Below are 24,385 nucleotides of genomic sequence, written 5' to 3' on the forward strand. Positions count from 1 at the left end.
AAGCGAGGGCCCCGCCAGCCGGCGGGGCCCTCGCTTTTGAGTTGCGAAGCAGATCAGCTTCCCTTAGAGGGCGTTAACCTTCTTGGAGATGGCCGACTTGCGGTTGGCAGCGTTGTTGGCGTGCAGCACGCCCTTGCTGACAGCCTTGTCCAGCTTGCGGTTTGCATTCACCAGGGCAGCCGCAGCTGCATCCTTGTCGGCCTTCTCAACGGCCGTGTTTACTGCACGGATGGCCGTCTTGACGCCCGACCGCACGGAGAGGTTGCGCTGACGCGCCTTCTCGTTGGTGAGGATGCGCTTCTTCTGGGACTTGATATTAGCCACGTTGTATAACTCTCTTTTGGTACGAAAATACGGTCGTAGAGGGCGTAGCTTGGCCATTGACAGCGGCGTGGGGATGCTCGAATTATGGTGAACGTCAGGCCAAGCTGTTGCACCCGCCGACCTGCACGGGTACACACAATCAAAAAGTTTATCAGACGGCGCGGGTGGCGGTTACGTCCAGCCGTGGCGTTTCCGCAGCCCTTCGGCCACCGTGCCAAAGCGCTGCCGGTCCAGGACGGCGCCTTCCCGGCGCATGTCCGCCTCATTGACTTGCAGGATCCGGTCCAGCTTGGCCTCGCTGGGCCGGCCCTGCCGGTCCCAGGCGCCAGTGCCGATGTCAACATAATCGTTGTCGCCGCGATGGTCCCCGGTGTGGTCCTTGCTGGTCAGCATGACAGCCAACAGCCGCTTTCCGTTCCGGCCCACCACCAGCACGGGGCGGTCCTTGCCCTGGCTGTAGTCCTCTTCAAAGGGCACCCAGGTCCAGACAATCTCACCGGGGTCCGGGCGGCCGTTGGGCATGGGGGAGTAGTCAATCCGGGACGTGCCGGTGAAGTCGCCGGGGTAGGGGGAGGACAGTCCTGTTGCGGACGACGCCGGGCCCCTCCCTGGGCGGGCCGGTGCGGTTGGGCCGGGGCGCCGGCCGGGACGCCCCGGCCGGCTTTCCGGCTTGAAGAAGGCACCGGCCAGGCTGCGGAGGATGCCGATAATGCGTTCGGAGGTTGATGCCATGGCCACCACCCTACCGAAATGTTCGCCGCCGGCTCGGGAACCGGGCCGGATTTCCGCCCGCCGGTTCCGCCCGGGCGCCCAATACGTGGGAGACTTGAAGGCAATCAGTGTCCGGCGTGCAGCGCACGGCCACAACCCCTGCACGGCACCGGCGTCTGAGCCGTGTCCGGGCGTCCATGCAACAGTAAGGAACCCTAGTGTCACCCATGGCCCGCACTGCCCCGGTGCCCGCCGCGACCGATCCGGCGATCATCAGGAACTTCTGCATCATCGCGCACATCGACCACGGGAAATCCACCCTGGCCGACCGGATGCTCCAGCTCACTGGCGTGGTCCAGCAGCGTGACATGAAGGCGCAATACCTTGACCGCATGGACATTGAACGTGAGCGCGGCATCACCATCAAGTCCCAGGCTGTGCGCATCCCGTGGGAAGTGGACGGCACCGCGTACTGCCTGAACATGATCGACACCCCGGGCCACGTCGACTTCACCTATGAAGTCTCCCGGTCGCTGGCGGCCTGTGAAGGCGCCATCCTGCTGGTTGACGCCGCCCAGGGCATCGAGGCGCAGACCCTCGCCAACCTTTACCTGGCCATGGAAAACAACCTGACCATCATCCCGGTGCTGAACAAGATTGACCTCCCGGCGGCCCAGCCCGAGAAGTACGCACTGGAGCTGGCAAACCTCATTGGCGGCAAGCCGGAGGACGTGCTGCAGGTTTCCGGCAAGACGGGCATGGGCGTTGAGGCGCTGCTGGACCAGATTGTCCGCGAGCTGCCGCCGCCTGTCGGCGACGCCAACGGACCGGCCCGGGCCATGATCTTCGACTCCGTCTATGACACCTACCGCGGCGTGGTCACCTACGTCCGCGTGATTGACGGCAGCCTGAGCCCCCGCGAAAAAATCCAGATGATGTCCACGCGGGCCACCCACGAACTCCTTGAAATCGGCGTCAGTTCCCCTGAGCCCACCCCTTCCAAGGGGCTCGGCGTGGGCGAGGTCGGCTACCTCATCACCGGCGTGAAGGACGTGCGCCAGTCCAAGGTGGGGGACACCGTCACCACGTTCAACAAGCCGGCCACAGAGTCGCTGGGCGGCTACCAGGATGCCAAGCCCATGGTGTTCTCCGGCCTGTACCCCATGGACGGCACTGACTACCCGGTGCTGCGTGACGCCCTCGAAAAGCTCATGCTCAACGATGCCGCGCTCATTTACGAGCCTGAAACGTCAGCAGCCCTCGGGTTCGGATTCCGCGTCGGCTTCCTGGGCCTGCTGCACCTGGAAATCACCCGGGAGCGACTGGAGCGTGAACACAACCTGGACCTGATTTCCACGGCGCCCAATGTGGAGTACCAGGTGACGCTGGAGGACAAGAAGGTCATCCACGTCACGAACCCCAGCGAGTACCCGTCAGGGAAGATCGCCGAGGTTCGCGAGCCCATGGTGGCGGCGACCATCCTGGCCCCGAATGAGTTTGTCGGCGCCATCATGGAGCTGTGCCAGAGCCGCCGCGGCATCCTCGGCGGCATGGACTACCTTTCGGAGGACAGGGTGGAGATCCGCTACCGCCTGCCGCTGGCCGAGATCGTGTTCGACTTCTTCGACATCCTCAAATCCAAGACGCGCGGCTATGGATCCCTTGACTGGAAGGCCGACGGCGACCAGGTCGCGGACCTTGTCAAGGTCGACATCCTGCTCCAGGGTGAGCAGGTTGATGCGTTCAGCGCCATCACACACCGCGACAAGGCCTACGCCTACGGCGTCATGATGACCGGCAAGCTGCGCGAACTCATTCCCCGCCAGCAGTTCGAGGTGCCCATCCAGGCCGCCATCGGTGCACGCATCATTGCCCGTGAAAGCATCCGCGCCATCCGCAAGGACGTCCTTGCCAAGTGCTACGGCGGCGACATCTCCCGCAAGCGCAAGCTGCTGGAAAAGCAGAAGGAAGGCAAGAAGCGCATGAAGATGGTGGGCCGCGTGGAGGTTCCCCAGGAGGCGTTCATTGCCGCCCTGACCACCGGCGAATCCTCGAAGGACAAGTCCAAGAAGTGACACCCAGTGCACTGCCCTTGGGCGATCCGGCCCCGGCCGACGGCATCCTGCCCGCGCAGGCTGCCGTCGGCGCGGCTGGGCGCAAGTTCAGCCTTTACGCGCACATCCCGTTTTGCGCCGTGCGCTGCGGCTACTGCGACTTCAACACCTACACCGCCACGGAGCTGGGCGGGGGCGCCTCCCAGGATGCCTACGCCCAAACGGCCGTGCGCGAGGTCGAATTTGCCGCCCGCGCGCTGGCCGCATCCGGCCTGCCGGAACGCAAACTCAGCACGGTGTTCTTCGGCGGCGGCACGCCCACCCTGCTCGCACCAGGCGACCTGACTGCGATCCTGGGCGCCGCCGTCGAGCACTGGGGCCTGGAGGAAGGCGCCGAGGTCACGACGGAGGCCAACCCGGACTCGGTCACCCGGGAGTCCCTGCAGGAGCTGGCCCGCGGAGGGTTCACGCGAGTGTCCTTCGGCATGCAGTCCGCCGTGCCCCATGTCCTGAAGGTCCTGGACCGCACCCACAGCCCGGAGCGCGTGCCGCAGGCCGTGGAGTGGGCGCGCGAGGCCGGGCTGCAGGTGAGCCTGGACCTGATCTATGGCACTCCCGGGGAGTCCATGGCTGACTGGGAGACGTCCGTGCGGACGGCGCTTTCCTATGGGCCGGACCATGTTTCCGCGTACTCCCTGATCGTGGAGGAGGGCACCAAGCTCGCTGCGCAGATCCGCCGCGGCCAGGTCCCCAACATCGACGACGACGACCACGCGGCCAAGTACGAACTTGCCGATGCCCTGTTCCAGGAAGCGGGCCTGTCCTGGTATGAGGTCAGCAATTGGGCACGGACGCCGGATGACGCCTGCCGGCACAACCTTGCCTACTGGCGCGGCGATGACTGGTGGGGGATCGGCCCCGGCGCGCACTCGCACGTGGGCGGCGTTCGCTGGTGGAACGTCAAGCACCCCACCGCCTACGCCAACCGGCTGGAGAATGGCGAATCGCCGGCGGCCGGGCGGGAAACCCTCGACGGCGCCACCCGGGCCATGGAGCGCATCATGCTGACCTCCAGGTTGTCAGAGGGCCTGCCCCTGGACACGCTTGGCCCCGCCGCACGCAAGGCCGTGGCCGGGCTCATTGCGGGCGAACTGGTGGACCCGGCCAAGGCCTTCCACGGCACCCTGGTGCTGACCCTCAAGGGGCGCCTCCTCGGCGACGCAGTAACGCGGGCCCTCCTGGACTGACGGGGCGGGTTCTGATCCGGTATCGGCGCCGGAGCCGGCATTTTTTGTAGGCGACGTAGAGGAGACGCCAAAGGCCGCCCGCGGCCGACGCGTCGGATAGTCGCCGGAAAAATGGCGGGCCGGCGCCGCCCTCTTCGGGCCGACGCCTGCACTTAAAGACGGGCGGGCGCGCGCTCCGAACTACTTGACCAGGCGCAGATTCCAGCGGTAGCGGTAGGGGTTGCCCTTGTTGACCTGGACGGCGGCAATGACGGACCACACCGTGAGGAACACCCAGATGAGCAGCGCCAGCAGTGAAAACGGCGTGCCGGCACCGGGGTTGATGATGTTCACGATGAAGGCAAGCAGGTTCAGTACCAGTGCCACCACGGTGGGCGGCAAGGTGAAGTTGAGGGCCTCACGGGATTCCTGGGCGGTAAACGGGCCGCGCCCGGCCATGAATTTGTATATCAGGGCGGAGGGAATGCAGCCCAGGATGCCGCCGCAGTGGGATAGGAACGCCCACTGCTTGTCTTCTGTGGGCGTGAGTGGGGGCTTGGCCGGGACGTTGAATTGGTTCGCCGGATTGCTCACGTGGAATTGCCTCTCAAAAAAGCCGATGGTTCCATGCCGGGAAGAATGCCGGCGCCACTACAAGGATACGGGTGCCGTGAGGAAGTCAATGACTTCTTCGACGCGTCCCAACAGGGACGGTTCAAGGTCGGAGTAGCTGTGGACCCGGGACAGGAGCCGCTGCCAGCCCAGTCCAATGTCCTCGGCTGTGGTGTGTGGCCAGCCAAACGCCTGCAGGATGCCCAGTTTCCATTCCATGGACCGCGGAATCACGGGCCAGGCGGGGATGCCGAGGGTGGCGGGCTTGATGGCCTGCCAGACATCCACATAGGGATGGCCCACCACCAGCACATTCTTTTTCGCTGCGGGCGATCGCATGAGATTCGCCACAATCCTGGATTCCTTGGAGTTTGGCACCAGGTGGTCCACCAGCACCCCGAGGCGCCGGTTGGGTCCGGGGGCAAAATCCTCGACGGCGGCCGCCAACTCGTCGATGCCGCGAAGGGGTTCGACAACGATGCCCTCAACACGCAGGTCGTCGCCCCACACCTTTTCCACGAGTTCGGCGTCGTGCTTGCCCTCCACCCAGATCCGGCTGGCCTTCGCGGTCCGGGCGCGGAGCCCTTCCACCTTGACGGAGCCGGAGGCCGTGCGGGCCGGCTTCCTGGGAGCGGCGGCGACAACGGGCGCCACCAGCTCGACGGGCTCGCCCTCAACCAGGAAGCCGAACCCTAGGGGGAAGGCCCTGACCTTTTCCCTGCGGTCGGCCAGCTCCATGATGTGCATGCCGCCGGACTTTTCAATCCGCACCACGGCGCCCACCCATCCCGTCTGCACGTCCTCCACCACGAGACCGCGGGTGGCTTCAACCTTGCGGAGGGTCCGGGCCGCGGGCCTGGCGAGTTCCGCCGGGCCCCAGTTGTTGTACTCCACGATGGTGCTTTCCCCTGCCGTCTTCGCTGCCGCGGCGTGCGGCGGCCTGTTGAAAACCCCATGCTAGCGCGCGGCCGCGGGCGCCGGGCGGTGCCATGCCGGGAACCGGGGGCCGGAAAGTATTAGACTTGGCACTTGAATGGGTAGAGTGCCAATTCAGGGCCGTGATGGAGGTGACGGGAATGAGCGAACCACGCAAGCTTGAAGTGTTGCGGGCAATTGTGGAGGACTATGTTCATTCGCGCGAGCCGGTGGGCTCCAAGGCCCTTGTGGAACGCCACCGCCTGGGCGTTTCCAGCGCCACCATCCGCAATGACATGGCCGCGCTGGAAGAGGAGGGGCTCATTGTTGCCCCCCACACCAGTTCGGGCCGAATCCCCACGGACAAGGGGTACCGGCTGTTCGTGGACCAGATTTCCTCGGTCAAGCCGCTGTCGGCCGCTGAACGGCGGGCCATTGCCGTCTTGCTTGACGGTTCAACGGACCTTGACGACGTGCTGGAGCGCACCGTGCGCACGCTGGCCCAGCTGACCAATCAGGTGGCGCTTGTCCAGTACCCGCGTTCGGCCAAGACCACAGTGCGCCACATTGAATTTGTCTCGCTGGGCCCCCGCCAGGTGCTGCTGGTGCTGATTCTTGCCTCGGGCAAGGTGGAGCAGTCGGTGATCGACGTCGGAGTCCCGGTGGGGGAGACCATGCTGGCCGGCCTGCGCCAGGCGTTCCTGGCCGGGGTGCACGGCGTGTCCGTGGGCAACCTTTCCGCCGCCTTGGGGCTGGTGCCCGCCACGGTGCCGGTTGAAGAGCAGGACGTGGCGGACAAGCTGGCCCATGGACTGGCGCAACTGGCCCAGGCAGCCCGTGAAGACCGCATCGTGCTCGCCGGCACCGCCAACCTGGCCCGCTCCAATGGTGATTTCCCGCTGAGCATAGGCCCTGTCCTGGATGCCCTGGAGGAGCAGGTGGTGCTGTTGCGGCTCCTGGAACAAATGGCGCAGGATTCCCTGGGCATGGCCGTGAGCATAGGCCGTGAAAACACCCACACCTCACTCGCGGAAGCCTCCGTGGTGGCCACCAGCTACGGCGCGGGCGAAAACGCCAAGCTGGGCGTGGTGGGGCCCACTCGCATGGATTACCCCAACACCATGTCCAGTGTCCGGGCCGTGGCCCGGTACCTGTCACGAATTTTGGCCGGCTGACCGGCCTCCCAAACTGACATCGAACTAGCCACACGTAAAGAGAGCAAGACTTTGACCAACCATTACGACGCACTGGGTGTCTCACGCGACGCAACCGCCGAAGAAATCAAGAAGTCCTACCGCAAGCTGGCGCGCAAGCTGCACCCCGACGTCAACGACGCCCCTGACGCACAGGACCGCTTCAAGGCCGTCACCCACGCCTACGAGGTGCTCTCGGACCCGCAGAAGCGCCGCGCCTACGACACCACGGGCAACGAAAACGGCCACGACTCCGGCGCTGGCAATTTTGACGGCCAGGGCTTCGCCTTCCAGGACATCTTTGAAACCTTCTTCGGCGGTGGCGGTGGACAGGGCCACGGGCCTGCATCACGCACCCGCCGCGGACAGGACGCGCTCATCAGCGTGCGCGTGGAACTGCGCGAGGCAGTGTTTGGCGTCAACAAGAAACTTGAAATCGACACCGCCGTGCTGTGCACCACCTGCGAGGGCAGCTGCTGCCGCCCGGGCACCCACCCCATCACGTGTGATGTCTGCCATGGCAGCGGGCAGATCCAGCGTCCCATGCGTTCCATCCTGGGCAATGTCATGACGCTGGCCACCTGCAATTCCTGCCAGGGCTTCGGCACCCGCATCGAGGATCCCTGCAACGAGTGCATGGGGGAGGGCCGCGTGCGCAACCGCCGCAGCCTCACCATCAAGGTCCCGGCCGGCGTCTCCACCGGCACCCGCATCCAGCTTGCCGGCCAGGGCGAGGCCGGCCCCGCGGGCGGACCCGCCGGGGACCTGTACGTGGAGATGAAGGTCAACAACGATCCGGCGTTCCTGCGAGAGGGCGACGACCTCCACGCCACCCTCAGCGTGCCCATGACCGCGGCCGCGCTGGGCACCGAACTGACATTGGAGACCTTCGACGGCGAGCAGCCCATCAGCATCAAGCCGGGCACGCAGGCAGGCGAGGTGATCAACCTGCGCAACCTCGGGGTGACGCACCTGCGCGGGTACGGCCGAGGCAACCTCATGGTCCACGTCCATGTCGAAACCCCCACCAAGCCGGATGCCGCCCAGGAAGAACTGCTCAAGCAGCTGGCCGCCCTGCGCGGGGAAACGTTCACCGAAGGAAAGCTGGTCAACAGCGGCGGCATGTTTGCCAAGCTCCGCGACAAGCTCGGCAACCTCTAGCCGTGAGCAACCCCGTCTTCTACGCCACGCCGGAGGAACTCGCGCCACTTGCCGCCGGCGGAACGTTCACCTTGGGCGGGGCGGAGGGCCGCCACGCCGCCACCGTCAAGCGCCTCACCCCGGGTGAGCCTGTGGACCTGTGCGACGGCGCAGGGTTGCGGCTGGTCTGCACCGTCACGGCTGCTGCCGGGGACCAGTTGGGGGTGCGGGTCGAGCACGTGCTCCCAACCCCCCGGGAACCGTTTGAGCTGGTGCTGGTACAGGCCCTGGCCAAGGCTGACCGGGACGAACTCGCCATTGAAACGGCCACGGAGTTGGGTGTGGACGGCGTCGTCCCCTGGCAGGCCGAGAGGTCCATTGTCCGCTGGAAGATGGACAAGGCCGTCAAGGGCCCTGCCAAATGGCGCAATGTGGTGGCCACGGCCGCCAAGCAGGCCCGGCGCTCGCGCATCCCCTGGGTTGGCGAACTGGTGGGCACGGCAGGGCTGGTGGAGCTGATTGCCTCGTCAGGGCTTGCCTTGGTCCTCCACGAGGATGCTGTGGACTCCTTGCCCGGGTTGGTCCGTGCCTGGCGGGCGGCCCGCGGGCCGGACAGAGGACCGGAAAGTGGCGGCGAAACAGGCAGGATCGTAATGGTTGTTGGGCCCGAGGGCGGCATGAGTGCCGCCGAGGTCCGCACGTTCATTGACGCCGGAGCGCACACTGCCCTGCTGGGCACGCATGTCCTGAGGTCGTCCACTGCCGGACCGGCCGCCGTCGTGCTGCTGAGCCAGGAACTGGGCCGCTGGTAGATCTTGCCGGCGGCTCAGTGGCCGGTCAGCGTCACGACCTTGGTGTCCACGCCCGCCCGGCCGTTGGGGGCCTTGGGGTCCGCGATGAACACTGAGAGCTCGTAGCTTCCCAGCGGGGGAACCACATTGAAGTTGAACGTTCCCAGCTTGTCGGGCCCCTGCGGGATGGCCACCGTGCCTGTGAGCACTGCGCCGGACGCCTTGCCGTTCACCATCGGGGCCAGGGCCCAGCCCAATGTCCCCGACGGGGACATGGCCTGCCCTGACACCTTGAGGGGGAGAGTTTTGAAGGTGGCACCGTTGCCGGGGTCAACGATCCACACGGGCGCCACAAAACCCGCATCGCGCGTCAACGGTTTTGTCAGCGGGACGTGGCCGAACGCCTGGTAGCCGGTGTGCCCGTCCACCAGGACGGAGACCTGGACCGTGGCGGCGGGATCGATCAGTCCAGCCATGGATGCGGCTGCCGTGGCCGTGTACACCAGCTGGGCAATGGAGCGCTGGGCAATCCCGGTGTCCACTTTCTGCGCGAAAGCATCCGAGGACACATCCACCGTGATGACATTCTTGGCCGAGATCGAGGCGCCAATCCGCGATGGCTTGTCCCAGACCGAAAAATAGTCCGGGTCCTTGGGCTTGGTCGTCATCATGGCCCGTAGGGCGGCAACAATCGGATCGTCGGTGCCGGGCGTTGGCTGGAACTCGCGGTACAAATACACAGCGTCGTTGCTGTGCCCCAGCCAATACACGGGGCTGGTTTGGGTGGTGGTGGGAGTTTCCAGGGGTGCGCTGGTGGTCAGTCCTGTTGCCGAGCTGCCGGCCGTCGAGGGCATCACGGCGTCCTTGGGGCTCACGGTACCCGCCGTGCAGCCCGTGGCTGCCAGGACGGCGCCCAATGCAAGGGCCGCCCAGGCCGCGTGGTGCCCCACCGCGTGGCGGTTGCGCCGCGCCGTCCCCCGGGAAGCACGCCGAAACTGCTCCACGGGCTCGCCGGACGGCGCTTGTGGACGGGGCAGAAAGTCAGGCATGCGGGTAACTGGCTCGCTTAAAATAGAAGTCATGAATGAGGGTCAGGATATGTTCCGGGAATGGCCGGACCACGTTCCGGGCGCCCCCCTGGCTCCGATCCTCCAAATAGCTTGGCACATGAAAGGCCGGGATTGCCCGGGAACGGCAACTTCACAGTGAACTGAAACCGTATCGAGACACTTTGGGTGCTTACCGGGGCGGGCCTGCAAGGGCAGAACGGGGGTGCCGTGCACTAAGATTAAACGCAGCAATAGTTGAACAGTGCAGCCGGCAAGCCGCCGGTCCTACGAAGGAGCGATTGAAGGCCCGGGACGGCCGAACATATGCCAGAAACTACAGCCAGCCGGCATGACGAGTTTGCCGATGCGGAACGCGGCGGCGATTTTCCGCACTCCGTGGACGGCATGCGTACGGAAATAGTGAATTTTGCCTCGGGGGAGCAGATGGTGGCCACGCTCGGTGCCGGGGATGAAGGACTGCGGATGGTGGAAAGCCTGTATCCGGCTGTTTCCTTTTTGGCCCGCGGCAACGTCCTGACCATCACCGGCCCGCAGGCTGTGGTCCCGCGGATCATGCACCTCATGGAGGAAGCCCGCGGCATGGTCTCCCGGCACTCCACCATGAGTGCCGCCGTCTGGGAGCAACTTGTCACCATGCTCAGGTCTCGCCCGGATGCCTCGCCTGTTGACATCTTGACCTATGACATCCTGACGAGCCGCGGCCGCACCATCCGTCCCAAGACGCTCAACCAAAAGAATTATGTGGACGCCATTGACCGCAACACGGTGGTGTTCGGCATTGGCCCCGCGGGTACCGGCAAGACCTACCTGGCCATGGCCAAGGCCGTCCAGGCGCTCCAGCACAAGGAGGTCAGCCGGATCATCCTGACACGGCCGGCCGTGGAGGCGGGCGAACGGCTCGGTTTCCTGCCGGGGACCCTGAACGACAAGATCGACCCCTACCTGCGCCCCCTTTACGACGCCTTGCACGACATGATGGACCCGGAAACCATTCCGCGGCTCATGGCCGCCGGCACCATCGAAGTGGCCCCATTGGCCTACATGCGCGGACGCACGCTCAACGATGCCTTCATCATCCTGGACGAGGCACAAAACACCACGCCCGAACAAATGAAAATGTTCCTCACCCGGCTCGGGTTTGGGTCCAAGATTGTAGTCACCGGCGACATCACCCAGGTGGACCTGCCCAGCGGCACCCGCTCCGGCCTGCGGGTCGTGGAGGAAATCCTGGCGGAAGTCGATGACGTTGTCTTTTCCATCCTCGATGCCGCGGACGTGGTCCGGCACCGCCTGGTGGGGGACATCGTCCGCGCCTACAACGACTGGGACGAGGCACACCAGACCCTGGTCCAGCCGCACGTCACCGCCCTCCGCACCCACCGCCCCCACACGGCCCCGGCCAACCCCGACCCCAAGGACCCGCACAGCTGATGAGCATCGAAATCAACAATGAATCCGGCGTTTCAGTCCGTGAAGAGGAACTTGTCAAGCTGGTGCGGCACATCCTGACACAAATGCATGTCCACCCGGAGACGGAAGTGTCCATCATCATGGCGGACGTGGAAAACATGGAAAAGCTCCACCTGGAGTGGATGGATGAGCCCGGTCCCACGGACGTCCTTTCCTTCCCCATGGACGAGCTGCGGCCCGGCACAACGGAACAGCCCACCCCCGCCGGCCTGCTCGGTGACATTGTGCTCTGCCCGGTGGTGGCGCAGGAACAGGCCGCCGCCGCGGGGCACTCCATGGAAGAGGAACTGCTGCTCCTGACAACCCACGGGGTCCTGCACCTTTTGGGCTACGACCACGCAGAACCTGAGGAAAAGGAAGAGATGTTCGGTCTCCAGCGCCAGCTGCTCTCCAGCTTCCTGGGCCGGGAAGCCCCCCGGGAGACAATGCAGTGACAGCGGTGGCTCTGCCGCTCATGGGGGTGCTCTTCACGGCGATTGCCGCGTTGCTGACCGCCATTGAATCGGCCCTGAGTTTTTTCCCCAGGCATGACGCGGAAGCCGTTGCCGCCCACAGCCGCGGAACATCGCTGGCGAAAATCCTGGCGGCGCCGCTCCCGCACCTCAATGCCCTGCGTTTTTGGCGTGTGTGGTTTGAAATGGCGGCCGCCGTGGCGGTGGCCCTCTTTCTGGTCCGGATCCTTGGCAACGAATGGATCGCCGGACTCATCGCCACGGTGGTCATGGCTGCCATCGGATTCATCCTGGTGGGGGTTTCCCCGCGACGGTTCGGCCGGCTTCATTCGGCCGCCGTGGTTGGTCGCAGCGCCTGGCTGGTGCACTTCCTGTGCCGTGTGCTGGGCCCCATGCCCGGCTGGTTTGTGGCCTTGGGCGGACTGCTGTCCAAGGATGCTCCGGGCAATGACGACGCCTTTGTCACGTCCGAGGAATTCAGGGAATTTGTGGACCGTGCCAACGACTCGGAAATGATCGAGGACAGCGAGGCGGAACTCATCCACAGCGTGTTCGACCTGGGCGAAACCCTGGTGCGGGCCGTCATGGTGCCGCGCACCGACATTCGCAGCATTGAGCAGGGGTCCACGCTCGAAGCCGCCATGGACGTGTTTCTGGACTCCGGGTTCTCCCGCGTCCCCGTCATCGGCGAAAACACGGACCACATCCTGGGCATCCTTTACCTGAAGGATCTGGTCGCCACGATGCACCGGCTCGACGGCGGCGACCCCCGGCCCCTGGTGGAAAACCTGGCCCGCAGCGTCCGCTATGTGCCCGAGTCCAAGGCCGTCGACGAACTCCTGAAGGAACTCCAGCTGGAATCCACCCATGTGGCCATCGTGGTCGACGAATATGGCGGCACGGCCGGCCTGGTGACGCTGGAGGACCTCATCGAGGAAATCGTGGGGGAGATCGCCGATGAATACGACGCCGTTTCCCCCGAGGTGCAGGGCCTGGGCCAGGGCCGGTACAGGATCCGGGCCCAGATGGGCCTGGATGACTTTGGTGAACTTTTCGGCCAGGAACTGGACGATGACGAGGTGGACACGGTGGGCGGGCTGCTTGCAAAGGGCCTAGGCCGGATCCCCTCGGTGGGCAGCACAGTTGACGTCTACGGAATCCGCCTCGTGGCCGAGCGCATGGAAGCGGCACGCAACCGGGTCAGCCATGTCATTGCCTACGCCGTTCCCCCGGTCCGGGCGGGCAGCAGCTTGGAACAGCCAAACACTTTCGACGGCGGCGCGCCCCTGCGTGACGCCCACATCCACGAAAAACGCAGGAGCAACCATGACTAAGCGCAAGGGTGCGGACGCCATGCCGTCCCCCAAGAAAGATGATTTTCGGGCAGGTTTTGCGGTTTTGGCCGGACGGCCCAACGCCGGGAAGTCCACACTGACCAACGCCCTGGTGGGCCAGAAGGTGGCCATCACCTCGGCCAAGCCGCAAACCACCCGGCACACCATACGCGGGATAGTCCACAGGGAGTCATTCCAGCTGGTGCTCGTGGATACGCCGGGGCTGCACCGCCCCCGCACCCTGCTGGGCAAGCGCCTCAATGACCTTGTCGCAGACACTCTGTCCGAGGTTGACGTGATTGGCTTCTGCCTCCCGGCCAATGAAAAGATCGGTCCCGGTGACAGGTACATTGCCGCCCAGCTGGCCAATGTCGGAAACAAGCCCGTGATTGCCATTGTCACCAAGACCGACACCGTGGACCGACAGGCCGTCACCGAACAGCTCATGGCCGTGGACGCACTGGGACGGGAGGTGTTCGGGGAAGCCGGGTTTGCTGACGTCGTGCCGGTCTCTGCCGTGGAGGACTTCCAGGTCGAGACGCTGGCACGGGTGTTTGCCGGACACCTTCCCCTGTCGCCCGCCCTGTATCCGGACGGTGAACTCACCGATGAGCCCGAGGCCGTCATGGTCGCGGAATTGATCCGGGAGGCGGCCCTGGAGGGCGTCCGGGATGAGCTGCCGCACTCCCTGGCCGTGGTGGTGGAGGAGATCGTGCCCCGCGAGGGGCGCACGGAGGGGCACGAGCTGTTGGACGTTCGCGTGAACCTGTACGTGGAACGGCCGTCCCAGAAGGCGATCATCATCGGCAAGGGCGGCGCCCGGCTGCGCGAGGTGGGCACCAACGCCCGCAAGGGCATCGAGGCACTGCTGGGCACCAGGATCTACCTCGACCTGCACGTCAAGGTGGCCAAGGACTGGCAGAGGGACCCCAAGCAGCTCGTCAAGCTGGGGTTCTAGCGCGGACGGGTGCCCCCGGAACGGCCGTTCATGGGGTTCTCAGGCGTGGCATGGCGGATGTTCCCAGAGTTCGCCGGTAAACTCGCATGAGTCTTTATTCCCTGCGAAAGGTCCATCCATGGGGCGACGCCGTGCACAAACGGCGGCAGCCGGTGCTGCCAACGTTCCTCCTGTTGAACCCCAGGGGGACGCCGAGCCTGCCGGACGGCACTTCAAGCCGCGCCACAGGGCCCCGCTGTGGCTGCGCATCACGGCAGTGGCCGTGTGTGCCGTCCTGGTGGTGGGCATCGGCAGCGTCGGCTTCTTGTTCATGCACCTCCAGCAAAACGTCACCACGGCACCCCTGAACGCCGGCGTCGCCCAGCAGAAGGCCACCAAGGAGGACACCGGCTCCCTGCAGATCCTCATTCTGGGCACCGACACGCGGGACGGAAAAAACAGCGAGTACGGCACGGCCGCCGACTCCACCGGCCAGGGCAATTCCGACGTCATGCTGCTGATGAACATTTCAGCTGACAACTCACAGGTGTCCGTCACGAGCTTCCCGCGCGACCTGATGGTCCCCATCCCCGCCTGCCGCGACGCCAAAACCGGGACAGTGACGCCGGCGCAGCCCATGGGCCAGCTCAACTCGGCCCTGGCAGCCGGGCCGGGCTGCACGGTTGCCGCCATCAACGAGCTCACCGGCCTCACCATTGACCACTTCATGCTGGCAGACTTTACCGCCGTGAAGGAGCTCTCCTCCGCATTGGGCGGCGTGGAGGTCTGCGTGAACCATGCCATGTACGACGTCAACGGCTCATTCCTGAAGCTGCCCAAGGGCAAGAGCCTGGTCCAGGGAGAGCAGGCGCTGGCATTCCTGCGCACCCGCCACGCATTTGGCGACTCCAGCGACCTGGCCCGCATCAAGGCACAGCAGTACTTCCTTGGCTCCATGGTCCGCAAGGTCAAGAGCGAAGGCACCCTCACCAACCTGCCGCGCCTGTACACGCTGGCCGACGTCGTCACCAAGAACCTGACCATTGACGAGAACCTGGCAAACGTTCCCGCCATGATTTCCATCGCCACCCGGCTGTCAAAAATCGACCTCGCCAACGTCGCCTTTGTCACGGTTCCCAATGAGCCCTACGTGGCGGATCCCAACCGGGTCCAGCTGATGGAACCGGCAGCGGGCCAGTTCTTCTCCGCCCTGCGGCATGACACCGCCCTGACCAAGGCCGCACCCAAGCCGACCACCGCCCCGGCCACTTCGGCCGCCGGTGCCAGCACGGCACCCGCCACGACGACACCCGCCACGACAGCCCCGGCCAGCCCGACGGCGGCAGCCTACGACAAGGCCATCCAACCCATCAGCGTGGCCAATGCCTCCGCCGTTACGGGCCGCGCCGTGGAGCTGCTCAAGTCCTTGGCGGGGGCCGGTTACACGGCGGCCGTGTCGGCCGGGGACGTTCCGGCACAAAACCAGACGCAGATCCTCTACGGAGCCAACATGGCGGACGTTGCGGCGGACATGGCCACCCTGTTCAAGATCCCCGCCTCTGCCCTCAAGTCTGACCCTGCCATCAGCGGGCTGCAGATCGTGGTCGGGACCGACTGGACCGCCGGCACGGAATACGGCAAGGTCGTGGTGCCCAAGGACATCGTCTCCAGCACGGCGGCCCAGGGCAATGAATGCCTGACGGTCAACCCCCTGTACTACACCAACTAACGCACACCAACTCAGGCAATGCCGGTGCCGTCCTCGCTGCGGCGGGGAAGGCACCGTGCTTCACCAGATGCTCACACGCTCCGCAGGTTCCAGCCACAGGCTGTCGGTGGACGTCGTGCCAAACGCCTCGTGGAAGGCGTCGAGGTTGCGGACCACGGCATTGCACCGCCATTCGGACGGGGAGTGCGGGTCAACTGCCACGCGGCGCACAGCCTCCTCGGGGCGGATCTTGGTGCGCCAGCAGCCTGCCCACGAGAGGAAGAACCGCCGGGCCCCCGGCACGCCGCCCAGCTCCGGGGAGGGTGCGCCGTCGAGGTGCAGGAGGTAGGCCCGGTAGGCGATCGCCAGCCCGCCCAGGTCGCCAATGTTTTCGCCCAGGGTCAGCTCGCCGTTGACCTTTTCCTGCGGGGCTGCGGAGGGGGAGAGCGCGTTGTACTGGTCCACCAGCCTGGACGTCAACTCCTTGAAGGCGGCGCGGTCGGCGTCGCCCCACCAGTTGCGCAGGGCGCCGCTGCCGGCAAACTGGGACCCCTGGTCGTCAAAGCCGTGCCCGATCTCGTGCCCGATGACGGCGCCAATGCCACCGTAGTTTGCCGCGTCGTCGGCCCCTGCATCAAAGAAGGGCGGCTGCAGGATGGCGGCCGGAAACACCACCTCGTTCATCGTCGGGTTGTAGTATGCGTTGACCGTCTGCGGCGTCATGAGCCATTCCTCCCGGTCAATCGGCGCACCCACCTTGGCCAGCTGCCGGGCAAGTTCAAAGGCGTTGCTGCGTTCGATATTTCCGATCAGCTCGCCCTGGACAATCTCCAGGGCTGAGTAGTCGCGCCACTTGGACGGGTAGCCGATCTTGGGCGTGAAGGCGTCCAGCTTGTCGAGGGCCTTCGCAATGGTGTCCGGGCCCATCCAGGTCAACGCCGAGATGCTCTGGCGGTATGCCTCGATGAGGTTGGCCACCAGCTCCTCCATGCGGGCCTTGTGGGAATCGGGGAAATGTTCTGCCACGTACAGCTGGCCCACTGCCTCGCCCAGGGCGCCCTCCACCAGGGCGACGCCGCGCTTCCACCGCTCCCGGATGGCCGGCGTGCCGGTCAGCGCGGTGCCGTAAAAGGCAAAGTTGGCATTGACGAAGGCCTCGGACAGGTAGGGCGCGGCCGCGGAGATGGTGCGCAGGGACAGCCAGGCCTTCCAATCCGCGAGCCGGGCGGAAACCAGCAGCGGAGCCTGGCCGCGGAAGAAGTCCGGGGTGGCCACCACCAGTTCAGCACTCTGCGCGGCTGTGACGCCCAGCGCATCGAGCCACAGTTCGAGGGCAGGCAGGAGGGCCACGGCATCGGCCCGGTCCATCAGGTTGTAGGTCTTTTGCGGGTCGCGCAGCGTCACCTTGTCCCAGTGGGCGGCCGCTATTTCGGTTTCCAACGCCATGATGCGCTGCGCCTTCGCGCCGGCGTCGGCCATGCCAGCGAGCTCCAGCATGGCCTGGATGTGGGCCAGGTACGCGGTGCGGATGTCGGAGAATTTCTCCTCACGGTAGTAAGACTCGTCCGGCAGACCCAGCCCGGACTGGAAGAGATGCAGCAGGGTACGCTCCGGGTTGCCGGCGTCGTTGTTGACGTACAGGCCAAACAATCCATCGCCCCCGATTCTGTCCAGGGTGCCCATGAGGGAGACGACGTCGGCAATGGAGGTGGCTGCCTCAATCGCCTCCAGGCGCGGGGCCAGTGGCGCCGCCCCGGCGGACTCCACTGCGGCTTCGTCCATGAAGGAGGCATACAGGGCACCGATTTTTGCCTCCACGCCCTGTGCATCCGCCTCACCGGCAGCCGCCCCGGCCTTTTCAATAATGGCCCGCACGGCGGCCTCTGCGCCGTCGCGCAGGCTGGTGAATGCGCCGGTCATTGCGCGGTCCTCAGGTATGGTCTCCTCGGCCAGCCACTGCCCGTTGACGTACAGGTAGAGGTCGTCCTGGGGGCGGATGCCGAGGTCATTGCTTGCTGGCGAAATGCCGGAGTGGCTCAATAGAATCAGTTCCCCTTTGTTGTTCGAACGGTTGCGGGCAGGTCCTTCACATAATTCCCACGTCCGTGAGCTGTTTCACCATCATCCTACGTGCCGTGCTAGGGTAAAAAAGTGCGCACTGGAATGCTTCTTCTTAGCTGCCGCGGCGAGGCCCCAACCGCGTTGAATTGATCAACGCAGGTTCGACGGCCGCCCTTGCCGCGGTGTTTGTGTTGCCCGGCCCCCGCATCCACACGTTGAACAAGATTGAAGGTCACTTCCATGCGAAATGCACAAAAAACCTCAGGCATGCCGGTCCACCGCTACATTCCCTTCCAGGACCAGATAGCCGTTTCCCTCCCCGACCGCACCTGGCCGGACAAGGTCATCACGAAGGCCCCGCGCTGGTGTGCGGTTGACCTGCGGGACGGAAACCAGGCGCTGATCGATCCCATGAGCCCGGGCCGGAAGATGAAGATGTTCCAGTTGCTGGTCAAAATGGGCTACAAGGAAATCGAGGTCGGCTTTCCCTCGGCCTCACAGACCGACTTCGACTTTGTCCGCCTCCTGATCGAGGGCGGCCATATTCCCGATGACGTCACCATCCAGGTCCTCACCCAGGCCCGTGAACACCTGATTGAACGCACCTACGAGTCCCTTGTGGGGGCCAAGCAGGCAATTGTCCACCTGTACAACTCCACGTCCGTGCTGCAGCGGCGTGTTGTGTTCAACCAGGATGAGGACGGCATCTTGGACATTGCCCTTCAGGGCGCACGCCTGTGCAAGAAGTATGAGGAAGGCCTGGCCGACACCCACATCACCTACGAATACTCGCCCGAATCGTTCACCGGGACCGAACCCGAGTACGCGCTGCGAGTGTGCAACGCCATCGCGGACATCTTTGAGGCCTCGGCGGATAGGCAGGTCATCATCAACCTGCCGGCAACTGTTGAAATGGCCACCCCGAACGTCTACGCCGATTCCATCGAGTGGATGAGCCGCAACCTGCACCCGAGGGAGGGCATCATCCTCTCCCTCCACCCGCACAACGACCGGGGCACCGGCGTGGCTGCCGCCGAACTGGGCTACCTGGCCGGTGCGGACCGGATCGAAGGCTGCCTGTTTGGCAACGGGGAACGGACCGGCAACGTGGACCTGGTGACCCTGGGGCTGAACATGTTCACCCAGGGCATTGACCCCATGATCGACTTTTCTGACATTGACGACGTCCGGCGCACGGTTGAGTACTGCAACCAGCTGCCCGTGGCCGAACGCACGCCGTACGGCGGGGACCTGGTGTTCACGGCATTTTCCGGCTCCCACCAGGACGCCATCAAGAAGGGGCTGGAGGCACTCGAGGCGGACGCCAATGCCGCGGGGACGGCAGTTGACCAGCACGTCTGGGCCGTGCCGTACCTGCCGGTGGATCCCAAGGACCTGGGCCGCAGCTACGAGGCCGTGATCCGCGTCAACTCCCAGTCCGGCAAGGGCGGTGTAGCCTACCTGCTCAAGAACGAGCACAATCTGGACCTGCCCCGCCGCGCCCAGATTGAATTCTCCGGCGTCATCCAAAAGCGCACCGACACCGTGGGCGGCGAGGTCAGCGGCGCCGAGCTCTGGAACATCTTCACCGACGAGTACCTGCCGGCAGAAGTGTCCAATGATGCCTGGGGCCGCTACAGGATTGGCTCCTTCACCACCTCCACGGACGACGACGGCGAAATGACGCTGGTGGCCAAAATGACCATTGACGGCGTTACGGCCACCCGCACGGGAACGGGCAACGGGCCCATTGCCTCGCTGTTGGCAATCCTTGGCGAGGATGGTGTGGACGTGCGGGTGCTGGACTACTCCGAACATGCCCTCAGCGAGGGCGGCGACGCCCGTGCGGCGGCGTTTGTTGAGTGCGCCGTCGGTGAGCGCGTGCTCTGGGGCGTTGGCATCGATGCGAACACCTCCACTTCCTCGCTGAAGGCGGTCATCTCTGCCGTGAACCGCGCCGTGCGCGACGCGAGGCTCTAGGAAGCAGCCTTCGCGGTGCGGATGGTGGGAGAATGTAGGGGTGTCCAAGCAATCCTTCGCCGCCCGCACCTACCGCGATGACGCCGTCGTGCTGCGCACCCACAAGCTGGGTGAGGCAGACCGGATCATCACGCTGCTGACCCGCCACCACGGGCAGCTTCGTGCTGTGGCACGCGGCGTGCGGCGCACCAGCAGCAAGTTTGGTGCCCGGCTGGAACCGTTCATGGTGGCGGACCTGCAGCTGGTCAAGGGCCGCACCCTGGACATCGTGGCCCAGGCGGTGGCCAAGGGAAGCTACGGGGACGCGATAGCCAACAACTACGACAAGTATGTTGTTGCCGCCGCCATGACGGAGACTGCCGAACGGCTGACCGACGTCGACGGTGAAACGTCCACGGCCCACTACCTGCTGCTGGTGGGCGCGCTGGCGTCCCTGAGCCGGGGCGCCCATGCCCCGGAACTCATCCTGGACTCCTACCTGCTGCGGGCCGTGTCGATCGCCGGCTGGGCACCCAGCTTTGGCGACTGCGCACGGTGCGGCGAGCCCGGCCCCCACGGCGCGTTCAACGCCTCGCTGGGCGGCGCCGTGTGCCACGACTGCCGCCCGCCGGGATCACTGTCCCCGGCACCCCAGACCATGTCCCTGCTGGCGCTGCTGCTCAGCGGCAACTGGGCCGGGGCCGACGCCTCGGAACCGGTCCACCGCAGGGAAGCCGCCGGCCTGGTGGCCGGATATGTCCAATGGCACCTGGAACGCACCGTGCGTTCCCTCAAACTCGTGGAGCGTGTATAAAACCGTGGCAGCAACCCCCCGCAGCAGCCGGCATGCTTCGAAGCCGCCAGTCACCGCGCCGTGGCCACACCCCTCGGGAGCTGCCATGCCTGCCATTCCGGCGGAGCTGGTGCCCCGGCACGTGGCCATTGTCATGGACGGCAACGGCCGCTGGGCCAACCAGCGCGGGCTGCCGCGCATCGAGGGCCACAAGGCGGGGGAACCGGCGTTGCTGGACGTCATGGCCGGGGCCATTGAGCTGGGCATCAAGTATGTCAGCGTCTACGCCTTCTCCACCGAGAATTGGAAGCGGTCGCCTGAAGAGGTGCGCTTCCTGATGGGATTTAACAAGGACGTACTAAGACGCCAGCGTGACCGCCTTGATTCCTGGGGGGTGCGGATCCGCTGGTCCGGGCGCCGGCCCAGGCTCTGGCGATCGGTCATCAAGGAACTGGAAGTTGCCCAGGAGCACACTCGGGACAATGACGTCATAACGTTGACCATGTGTGTTAATTACGGTGGCCGGGCCGAGATCTCAGACGCCGTGGCCGCGCTGGCCGCCGATGTTGCCGCCGGCAGGCTCAGCCCCCGGGCAGTGTCGGAAAAGACGCTGCAAAAGTACATGTACCAGCCGGACGTGCCGGATGTCGACCTGTTTCTGCGCTCCAGCGGCGAACAGCGGCTCTCCAATTTTCTGCTGTGGCAAAGTGCCTATGCGGAGTTCGTCTTCATGGACACCCTTTGGCCCGACGTGGACCGCCGGACACTTTGGGCTGCCGTGGACGAATATGCGCGCCGGGACCGCCGTTATGGCGGGGCGGTGGATGCCGCGGCTTCCAAGCAACCGCGTTAGTCGGGGTCGCAGCCTGCGTTGTAGGCGGACAGCCAGCGCTTGAGCCGGCGGTAGGCGTCCTCCCGGACAGCCTGTCGTGACAGGAACACCTCGTGAAGTGCCCCGCTGATCCTCTCGATGGCAATGCTGTCGCCGAGGGACACGGCACGCAGTGCCAGGGACCGCACGTCCAGCGCCACGTCGGCTGCCAGCATCGCGTCGCTCCACACCGGCCCCAGCATGCTCTTGGCGGACAGCAGGACCAGCACCGGAACGTGGAGGTCGAGGCCCGCCGCCACCTCACGCTGGGCGGCCATGATGGCCCGCATCCAGCCCGCCCGGACCGGAAAGGCTTGCGGAGGGCGCAGGCGCCTGTCCACCGGCCATTCCCCTTGGGCTTCGTTGCTGATGCCCCGCCAATAGAAGGTGCGTTCAGGAACACGCATCCGGGTCAGGGGCCGCAATTCGGCAAAAGGATGGACCAAGGGAGTGGCGGCCCTCCGGATTGCGGCCCCGCCCTGGATCTCCAGCCAAGGGCTGTTGAGCACCAGCGCCGCCACGGAGCCCTGGTTGTGGCTGGCCCAGAGGGCGGCAATGAGCCCGCCCGTGGAGTGTCCCATGAGGACCAGGGGCACTCCGGGGCCGGACGGCCCTGCCCCGGCATCCGGTCCTGCCCCCGAAGGCTGGGCTGCGTCGGCGCTGATGACGGCGTGGGCCAGGGTGATCTCGTCGTCGTAGTCGGAGAGGTTGTCAACATAGCCGCCCAGTTCGGGGCTGGTCAGGCTGCGGCCGTGGTTGTGCAAGTCCAGCGCGTAAAAGGAGTAGCCCAGTCCCGTGAAGAACTCCGCCAGGCCGGTGTTGTAAAAGTAGTCGCTCCAGCCGTGGATATATAGCACGGTTGTGCTGTTTTGTTTGGATGTTCCCCCGGCACCAGTATGCGCGGGGGCGCCCCGGCGGGCCGCTGGGGACGGCAACCCGCCACCCGGGCGGTGCCGCACCAACGTGGCGCGCCGGGCCGTGCCGTCGGCGCGGGGCACCTGAAGCCGCAGGGCGCTGTAGTCGGGCCCCAGGAAGTCGGGGCGCCAGGTGTGGGACGCATCCGTCATGCGGAGGGACCGCCGGCTGCGTGCCGGCCGGCGGACCGGCCCGAAAACAGGCACCCGCCCAGGAAGGTTCCCTCCAGGGAGCGGTAGCCGTGCATGCCGCCGCCGCCAAAGCCGGCCGCCTCACCGGCGGCATACAGCCCCGGGATGGGGGAGCCGCCGCCGTCCAGCACCTGGCTGTTGAGATTCGTGAGCAACCCGCCCAGGCTCTTGCGCGTGAGGGTGCTCAGCCGGACGGCAATCAAGGGACCGTGCTCGGGCGCCATCATGGCGTGGGGCGGGACCACGCGCATCAGCTTGTCTGTGGCAAAGCGGCGTGCCTCGCGAATGGCGTTGACCTGGGCATCCTTGCCCAGGCCGCTGGCAACCTGCATGTCGCGGGCCGCGATGGTGTCGTGCAGCCCCTGGGGGTCAATCAGTTCCGAACCAACCAGCGTGTTCATCTTTTCCGCCAGCTCCTGCGGGGTGCCGGCCTGCACGAAGTCAATGCCGGCATCGATGAACTTTTGCACCGGTCCCGTGGCACCCGGCAAAGCCCGCCTGGCCAGGAGCTTGACATCCTTGCCCGTCAGGTCCGGGTTTTGTTCCGAACCCGAAAGCGCGAACTCCTTGCTGATGATGGTCTTGTTGAGCACAAACCAGGAATGGTCGTGGCCCGTGGCGCCAAGGTGGCGCAAAGTTCCCAGCGAGTCAAAACCGGGAAAGAGCGGCCCCGGCAGTCTGTGTCCCGTGGCATCCAGCCACAGCGGCGACGGCCCGGACAGAATGCGGATCCCGTGGTTGGGCCACACCGGGTCCGGGTTGTGGATGCCCTCTGGGTAATGCCACATGCGGTCGGTGTTGACCAGGCTCCCGCCGCTGCCGGCCACCACCTGCTGAAACTCGCCATCCACCGACGCCGGCACGCCCGTCAGCATGAAGCCGGGGCTGTTTCCGCCCGGCCACTGGCGGCGCACCATGTGGTGGTTGCCGCCGATCCCGCCGGTTGTCACCACCACGGCGTCCGCCAGGGCAGTGAATTCACCCACCGGCTCGCGGCTGCTGGCGGCGCCCCTGGGAACATGCGAGGGCTCCAGGACCTGACCGGCCACCCCGGTGACTGTGCCGCCGTCGAACGTCAGCGAAGTGGCCCGGTGCCGGAACAGCAGCTGCACGCGCCCCGCAGCCACGCCTTCCTTCACCTTGGACAGGAACGGTTCCAGAATGCCGGGGCCCGTTCCCCACACCACATGGAAGCGCGGCACCGAGTTGCCGTGGCCCTGGGCGTCATAGCCGCCGCGCTCCGCCCACTGGACCAGCGGGAAGAAGCGCACCCCCAGTGCATGGAGCCACGCCCGCTTTTCGCCCGCGGCAAAGTTGACATACGCCTCGGCCCAGCGCCGCGGCCATTCATCGGCGGGGCGGTCGAAGCCGGCGGAACCGAGCCAGTCGCCCCACGCCAGTTCCACGGAATCCTTCACGCCCAGGTGCCGCTGTTCCGGCGAATCCACCATGAAGAGCCCGCCAAAGGACCAGTGCGCCTGGCCGCCCAGGGACGCCTCCGGCTCCTGGTCCAGCACCACCACCTTCCGCCCGGCATTGTAGGCCTCAGCGGCGGCCACCAGCCCGGACAGGCCGGCGCCAACCACCAGGACGTCGGCATGAATCCTTGCTGCGGCACCGTTGCTCTCCATGCCGCCATGCTATCCCCAGCCGGCATT

21 protein-coding genes are annotated in these 24,385 nt (G+C 65.7%); 13 read left to right on the forward strand and 8 right to left on the reverse strand.

Annotated elements, in window-relative coordinates; translation table 11 throughout:
* Window positions 1-63 precede the first annotated feature (63 nt).
* The gene (rpsT, locus tag G6N77_RS16995; protein ID WP_165183357.1) at window positions 64-324 is read right to left on the reverse strand and encodes a 30S ribosomal protein S20; all 261 of its coding nucleotides are present in this window, start codon (window positions 322-324) and stop codon (window positions 64-66) included.
* Window positions 325-495: 171 nt separating this feature from the next.
* Window positions 496-1,056 carry a type II toxin-antitoxin system PemK/MazF family toxin gene (locus G6N77_RS17000; protein WP_165183358.1) on the reverse strand — a complete coding sequence of 187 codons (561 nt, stop codon included), beginning with the start codon at window positions 1,054-1,056 and terminating at the stop codon, window positions 496-498.
* Window positions 1,057-1,253: 197 nt separating this feature from the next.
* Between G6N77_RS17000 and lepA the strand changes: the two genes are divergently transcribed.
* The gene (lepA, locus tag G6N77_RS17005; protein ID WP_262452312.1) at window positions 1,254-3,110 is read left to right on the forward strand and encodes a translation elongation factor 4; all 1,857 of its coding nucleotides are present in this window, start codon (window positions 1,254-1,256) and stop codon (window positions 3,108-3,110) included.
* Window positions 3,107-4,336: a radical SAM family heme chaperone HemW gene (hemW, locus tag G6N77_RS17010; RefSeq protein WP_165183360.1), complete on the forward strand. Its 1,230-nt coding sequence runs from the start codon at window positions 3,107-3,109 to the stop codon at window positions 4,334-4,336. The genes lepA and hemW overlap by 4 nt, the downstream gene beginning before the upstream one ends.
* A gap of 180 nt (window positions 4,337-4,516) precedes the next feature.
* Here the strand turns inward: hemW and G6N77_RS17015 are convergent, their stop codons facing one another.
* Entirely contained in the window at window positions 4,517-4,909 is a 393-nt protein-coding gene (locus G6N77_RS17015) for a DUF4870 domain-containing protein (protein ID WP_262452310.1), read from the reverse strand.
* A 57-nt stretch (window positions 4,910-4,966) separates the two neighbouring features.
* Complete coding sequence (locus G6N77_RS17020; protein WP_165183361.1) at window positions 4,967-5,821, reverse strand: DUF3097 domain-containing protein; 855 nt, start codon at window positions 5,819-5,821, stop codon at window positions 4,967-4,969.
* A 182-nt stretch (window positions 5,822-6,003) separates the two neighbouring features.
* On the opposite strand from G6N77_RS17020, the gene hrcA reads away from it, so the two are divergent.
* From hrcA to G6N77_RS17035, 3 genes are read left to right on the forward strand one after another with little or no spacing between them, the layout of a single operon-like run.
* Complete coding sequence (hrcA, locus tag G6N77_RS17025; RefSeq protein WP_165183362.1) at window positions 6,004-7,017, forward strand: heat-inducible transcriptional repressor HrcA; 1,014 nt, start codon at window positions 6,004-6,006, stop codon at window positions 7,015-7,017.
* Window positions 7,018-7,068: 51 nt separating this feature from the next.
* Window positions 7,069-8,196: a molecular chaperone DnaJ gene (gene dnaJ, locus G6N77_RS17030; protein WP_165183363.1), complete on the forward strand. Its 1,128-nt coding sequence runs from the start codon at window positions 7,069-7,071 to the stop codon at window positions 8,194-8,196.
* Between the two features lie 2 nt (window positions 8,197-8,198).
* On the forward strand, window positions 8,199-8,987 hold the full coding sequence (locus G6N77_RS17035) for a 16S rRNA (uracil(1498)-N(3))-methyltransferase (RefSeq protein ID WP_165183364.1): 789 nt from the start codon (window positions 8,199-8,201) through the stop codon (window positions 8,985-8,987).
* A 14-nt stretch (window positions 8,988-9,001) separates the two neighbouring features.
* Here G6N77_RS17035 and G6N77_RS17040 read toward each other — a convergent pair whose 3' ends face one another.
* A complete protein-coding gene (locus G6N77_RS17040) occupies window positions 9,002-10,015 on the reverse strand; it encodes a GerMN domain-containing protein (RefSeq protein ID WP_165183365.1) in 1,014 nt (337 codons plus the stop codon).
* A 324-nt stretch (window positions 10,016-10,339) separates the two neighbouring features.
* Here G6N77_RS17040 and G6N77_RS17045 point away from each other — a divergent pair, with 324 nt between their 5' ends.
* From G6N77_RS17045 to G6N77_RS17065, 5 genes are all read left to right on the forward strand, one after another.
* Window positions 10,340-11,467: a PhoH family protein gene (locus G6N77_RS17045; RefSeq protein WP_165183366.1), complete on the forward strand. Its 1,128-nt coding sequence runs from the start codon at window positions 10,340-10,342 to the stop codon at window positions 11,465-11,467.
* Complete coding sequence (gene ybeY / locus G6N77_RS17050) at window positions 11,467-11,940, forward strand: rRNA maturation RNase YbeY (protein WP_165183367.1); 474 nt, start codon at window positions 11,467-11,469, stop codon at window positions 11,938-11,940. Before G6N77_RS17045 ends, ybeY begins: the two co-directional genes overlap by 1 nt.
* Entirely contained in the window at window positions 11,937-13,292 is a 1,356-nt protein-coding gene (locus tag G6N77_RS17055) for a hemolysin family protein (protein WP_165183368.1), read from the forward strand. Before ybeY ends, G6N77_RS17055 begins: the two co-directional genes overlap by 4 nt.
* Window positions 13,285-14,250 (forward strand): GTPase Era, encoded by a 966-nt coding sequence (era, locus tag G6N77_RS17060; protein WP_165183369.1) that lies wholly within the window; start codon window positions 13,285-13,287, stop codon window positions 14,248-14,250. Before G6N77_RS17055 ends, era begins: the two co-directional genes overlap by 8 nt.
* 118 nt (window positions 14,251-14,368) lie before the next feature.
* On the forward strand, window positions 14,369-15,958 hold the full coding sequence (locus G6N77_RS17065; RefSeq protein ID WP_165183370.1) for an LCP family protein: 1,590 nt from the start codon (window positions 14,369-14,371) through the stop codon (window positions 15,956-15,958).
* A gap of 60 nt (window positions 15,959-16,018) precedes the next feature.
* Here the strand turns inward: G6N77_RS17065 and G6N77_RS17070 are convergent, their stop codons facing one another.
* Window positions 16,019-17,977: a M13 family metallopeptidase gene (locus G6N77_RS17070; protein WP_165183371.1), complete on the reverse strand. Its 1,959-nt coding sequence runs from the start codon at window positions 17,975-17,977 to the stop codon at window positions 16,019-16,021.
* A gap of 261 nt (window positions 17,978-18,238) precedes the next feature.
* Between G6N77_RS17070 and leuA the strand changes: the two genes are divergently transcribed.
* From leuA to G6N77_RS17085, 3 genes are all read left to right on the forward strand, one after another.
* On the forward strand, window positions 18,239-19,978 hold the full coding sequence (gene leuA, locus G6N77_RS17075; protein ID WP_165183372.1) for a 2-isopropylmalate synthase: 1,740 nt from the start codon (window positions 18,239-18,241) through the stop codon (window positions 19,976-19,978).
* 40 nt (window positions 19,979-20,018) lie between these two features.
* A complete protein-coding gene (gene recO, locus G6N77_RS17080; protein ID WP_165183373.1) occupies window positions 20,019-20,771 on the forward strand; it encodes a DNA repair protein RecO in 753 nt (250 codons plus the stop codon).
* Window positions 20,772-20,856: 85 nt separating this feature from the next.
* Window positions 20,857-21,603 carry an isoprenyl transferase gene (locus G6N77_RS17085; protein WP_240902375.1) on the forward strand — a complete coding sequence of 249 codons (747 nt, stop codon included), beginning with the start codon at window positions 20,857-20,859 and terminating at the stop codon, window positions 21,601-21,603.
* Here G6N77_RS17085 and G6N77_RS17090 read toward each other — a convergent pair.
* Window positions 21,600-22,688 (reverse strand): alpha/beta hydrolase, encoded by a 1,089-nt coding sequence (locus G6N77_RS17090; RefSeq protein ID WP_165183375.1) that lies wholly within the window; start codon window positions 22,686-22,688, stop codon window positions 21,600-21,602. The genes G6N77_RS17085 and G6N77_RS17090 overlap by 4 nt on opposite strands.
* A complete protein-coding gene (locus G6N77_RS17095; protein ID WP_165183376.1) occupies window positions 22,685-24,358 on the reverse strand; it encodes an FAD-binding dehydrogenase in 1,674 nt (557 codons plus the stop codon). Before G6N77_RS17095 ends, G6N77_RS17090 begins: the two co-directional genes overlap by 4 nt.
* Window positions 24,359-24,385 lie beyond the last annotated feature (27 nt).

Source organism: Arthrobacter silviterrae (genome assembly GCF_011045165.1).
Classification (GTDB): domain Bacteria; phylum Actinomycetota; class Actinomycetes; order Actinomycetales; family Micrococcaceae; genus Specibacter; species Specibacter silviterrae.

Coding starts and splice junctions, on each gene's coding strand:
- G6N77_RS17085 (WP_240902375.1), top strand. CDS start 20,857: ATGCCTGCCATTCCGGCGGAGCTGGTGCCCCGGCACGTGGCCATTGTC.
- hrcA (WP_165183362.1), top strand. CDS start 6,004: ATGAGCGAACCACGCAAGCTTGAAGTGTTGCGGGCAATTGTGGAGGAC.
- G6N77_RS17090 (WP_165183375.1), bottom strand. CDS start 22,688: ATGACGGATGCGTCCCACACCTGGCGCCCCGACTTCCTGGGGCCCGAC.
- G6N77_RS17095 (WP_165183376.1), bottom strand. CDS start 24,358: ATGGAGAGCAACGGTGCCGCAGCAAGGATTCATGCCGACGTCCTGGTG.
- ybeY (WP_165183367.1), top strand. CDS start 11,467: ATGAGCATCGAAATCAACAATGAATCCGGCGTTTCAGTCCGTGAAGAG.
- G6N77_RS17045 (WP_165183366.1), top strand. CDS start 10,340: ATGCCAGAAACTACAGCCAGCCGGCATGACGAGTTTGCCGATGCGGAA.
- G6N77_RS17040 (WP_165183365.1), bottom strand. CDS start 10,015: ATGCCTGACTTTCTGCCCCGTCCACAAGCGCCGTCCGGCGAGCCCGTG.
- G6N77_RS17000 (WP_165183358.1), bottom strand. CDS start 1,056: ATGGCATCAACCTCCGAACGCATTATCGGCATCCTCCGCAGCCTGGCC.
- era (WP_165183369.1), top strand. CDS start 13,285: ATGACTAAGCGCAAGGGTGCGGACGCCATGCCGTCCCCCAAGAAAGAT.
- leuA (WP_165183372.1), top strand. CDS start 18,239: ATGCGAAATGCACAAAAAACCTCAGGCATGCCGGTCCACCGCTACATT.
- G6N77_RS17065 (WP_165183370.1), top strand. CDS start 14,369: ATGGGGCGACGCCGTGCACAAACGGCGGCAGCCGGTGCTGCCAACGTT.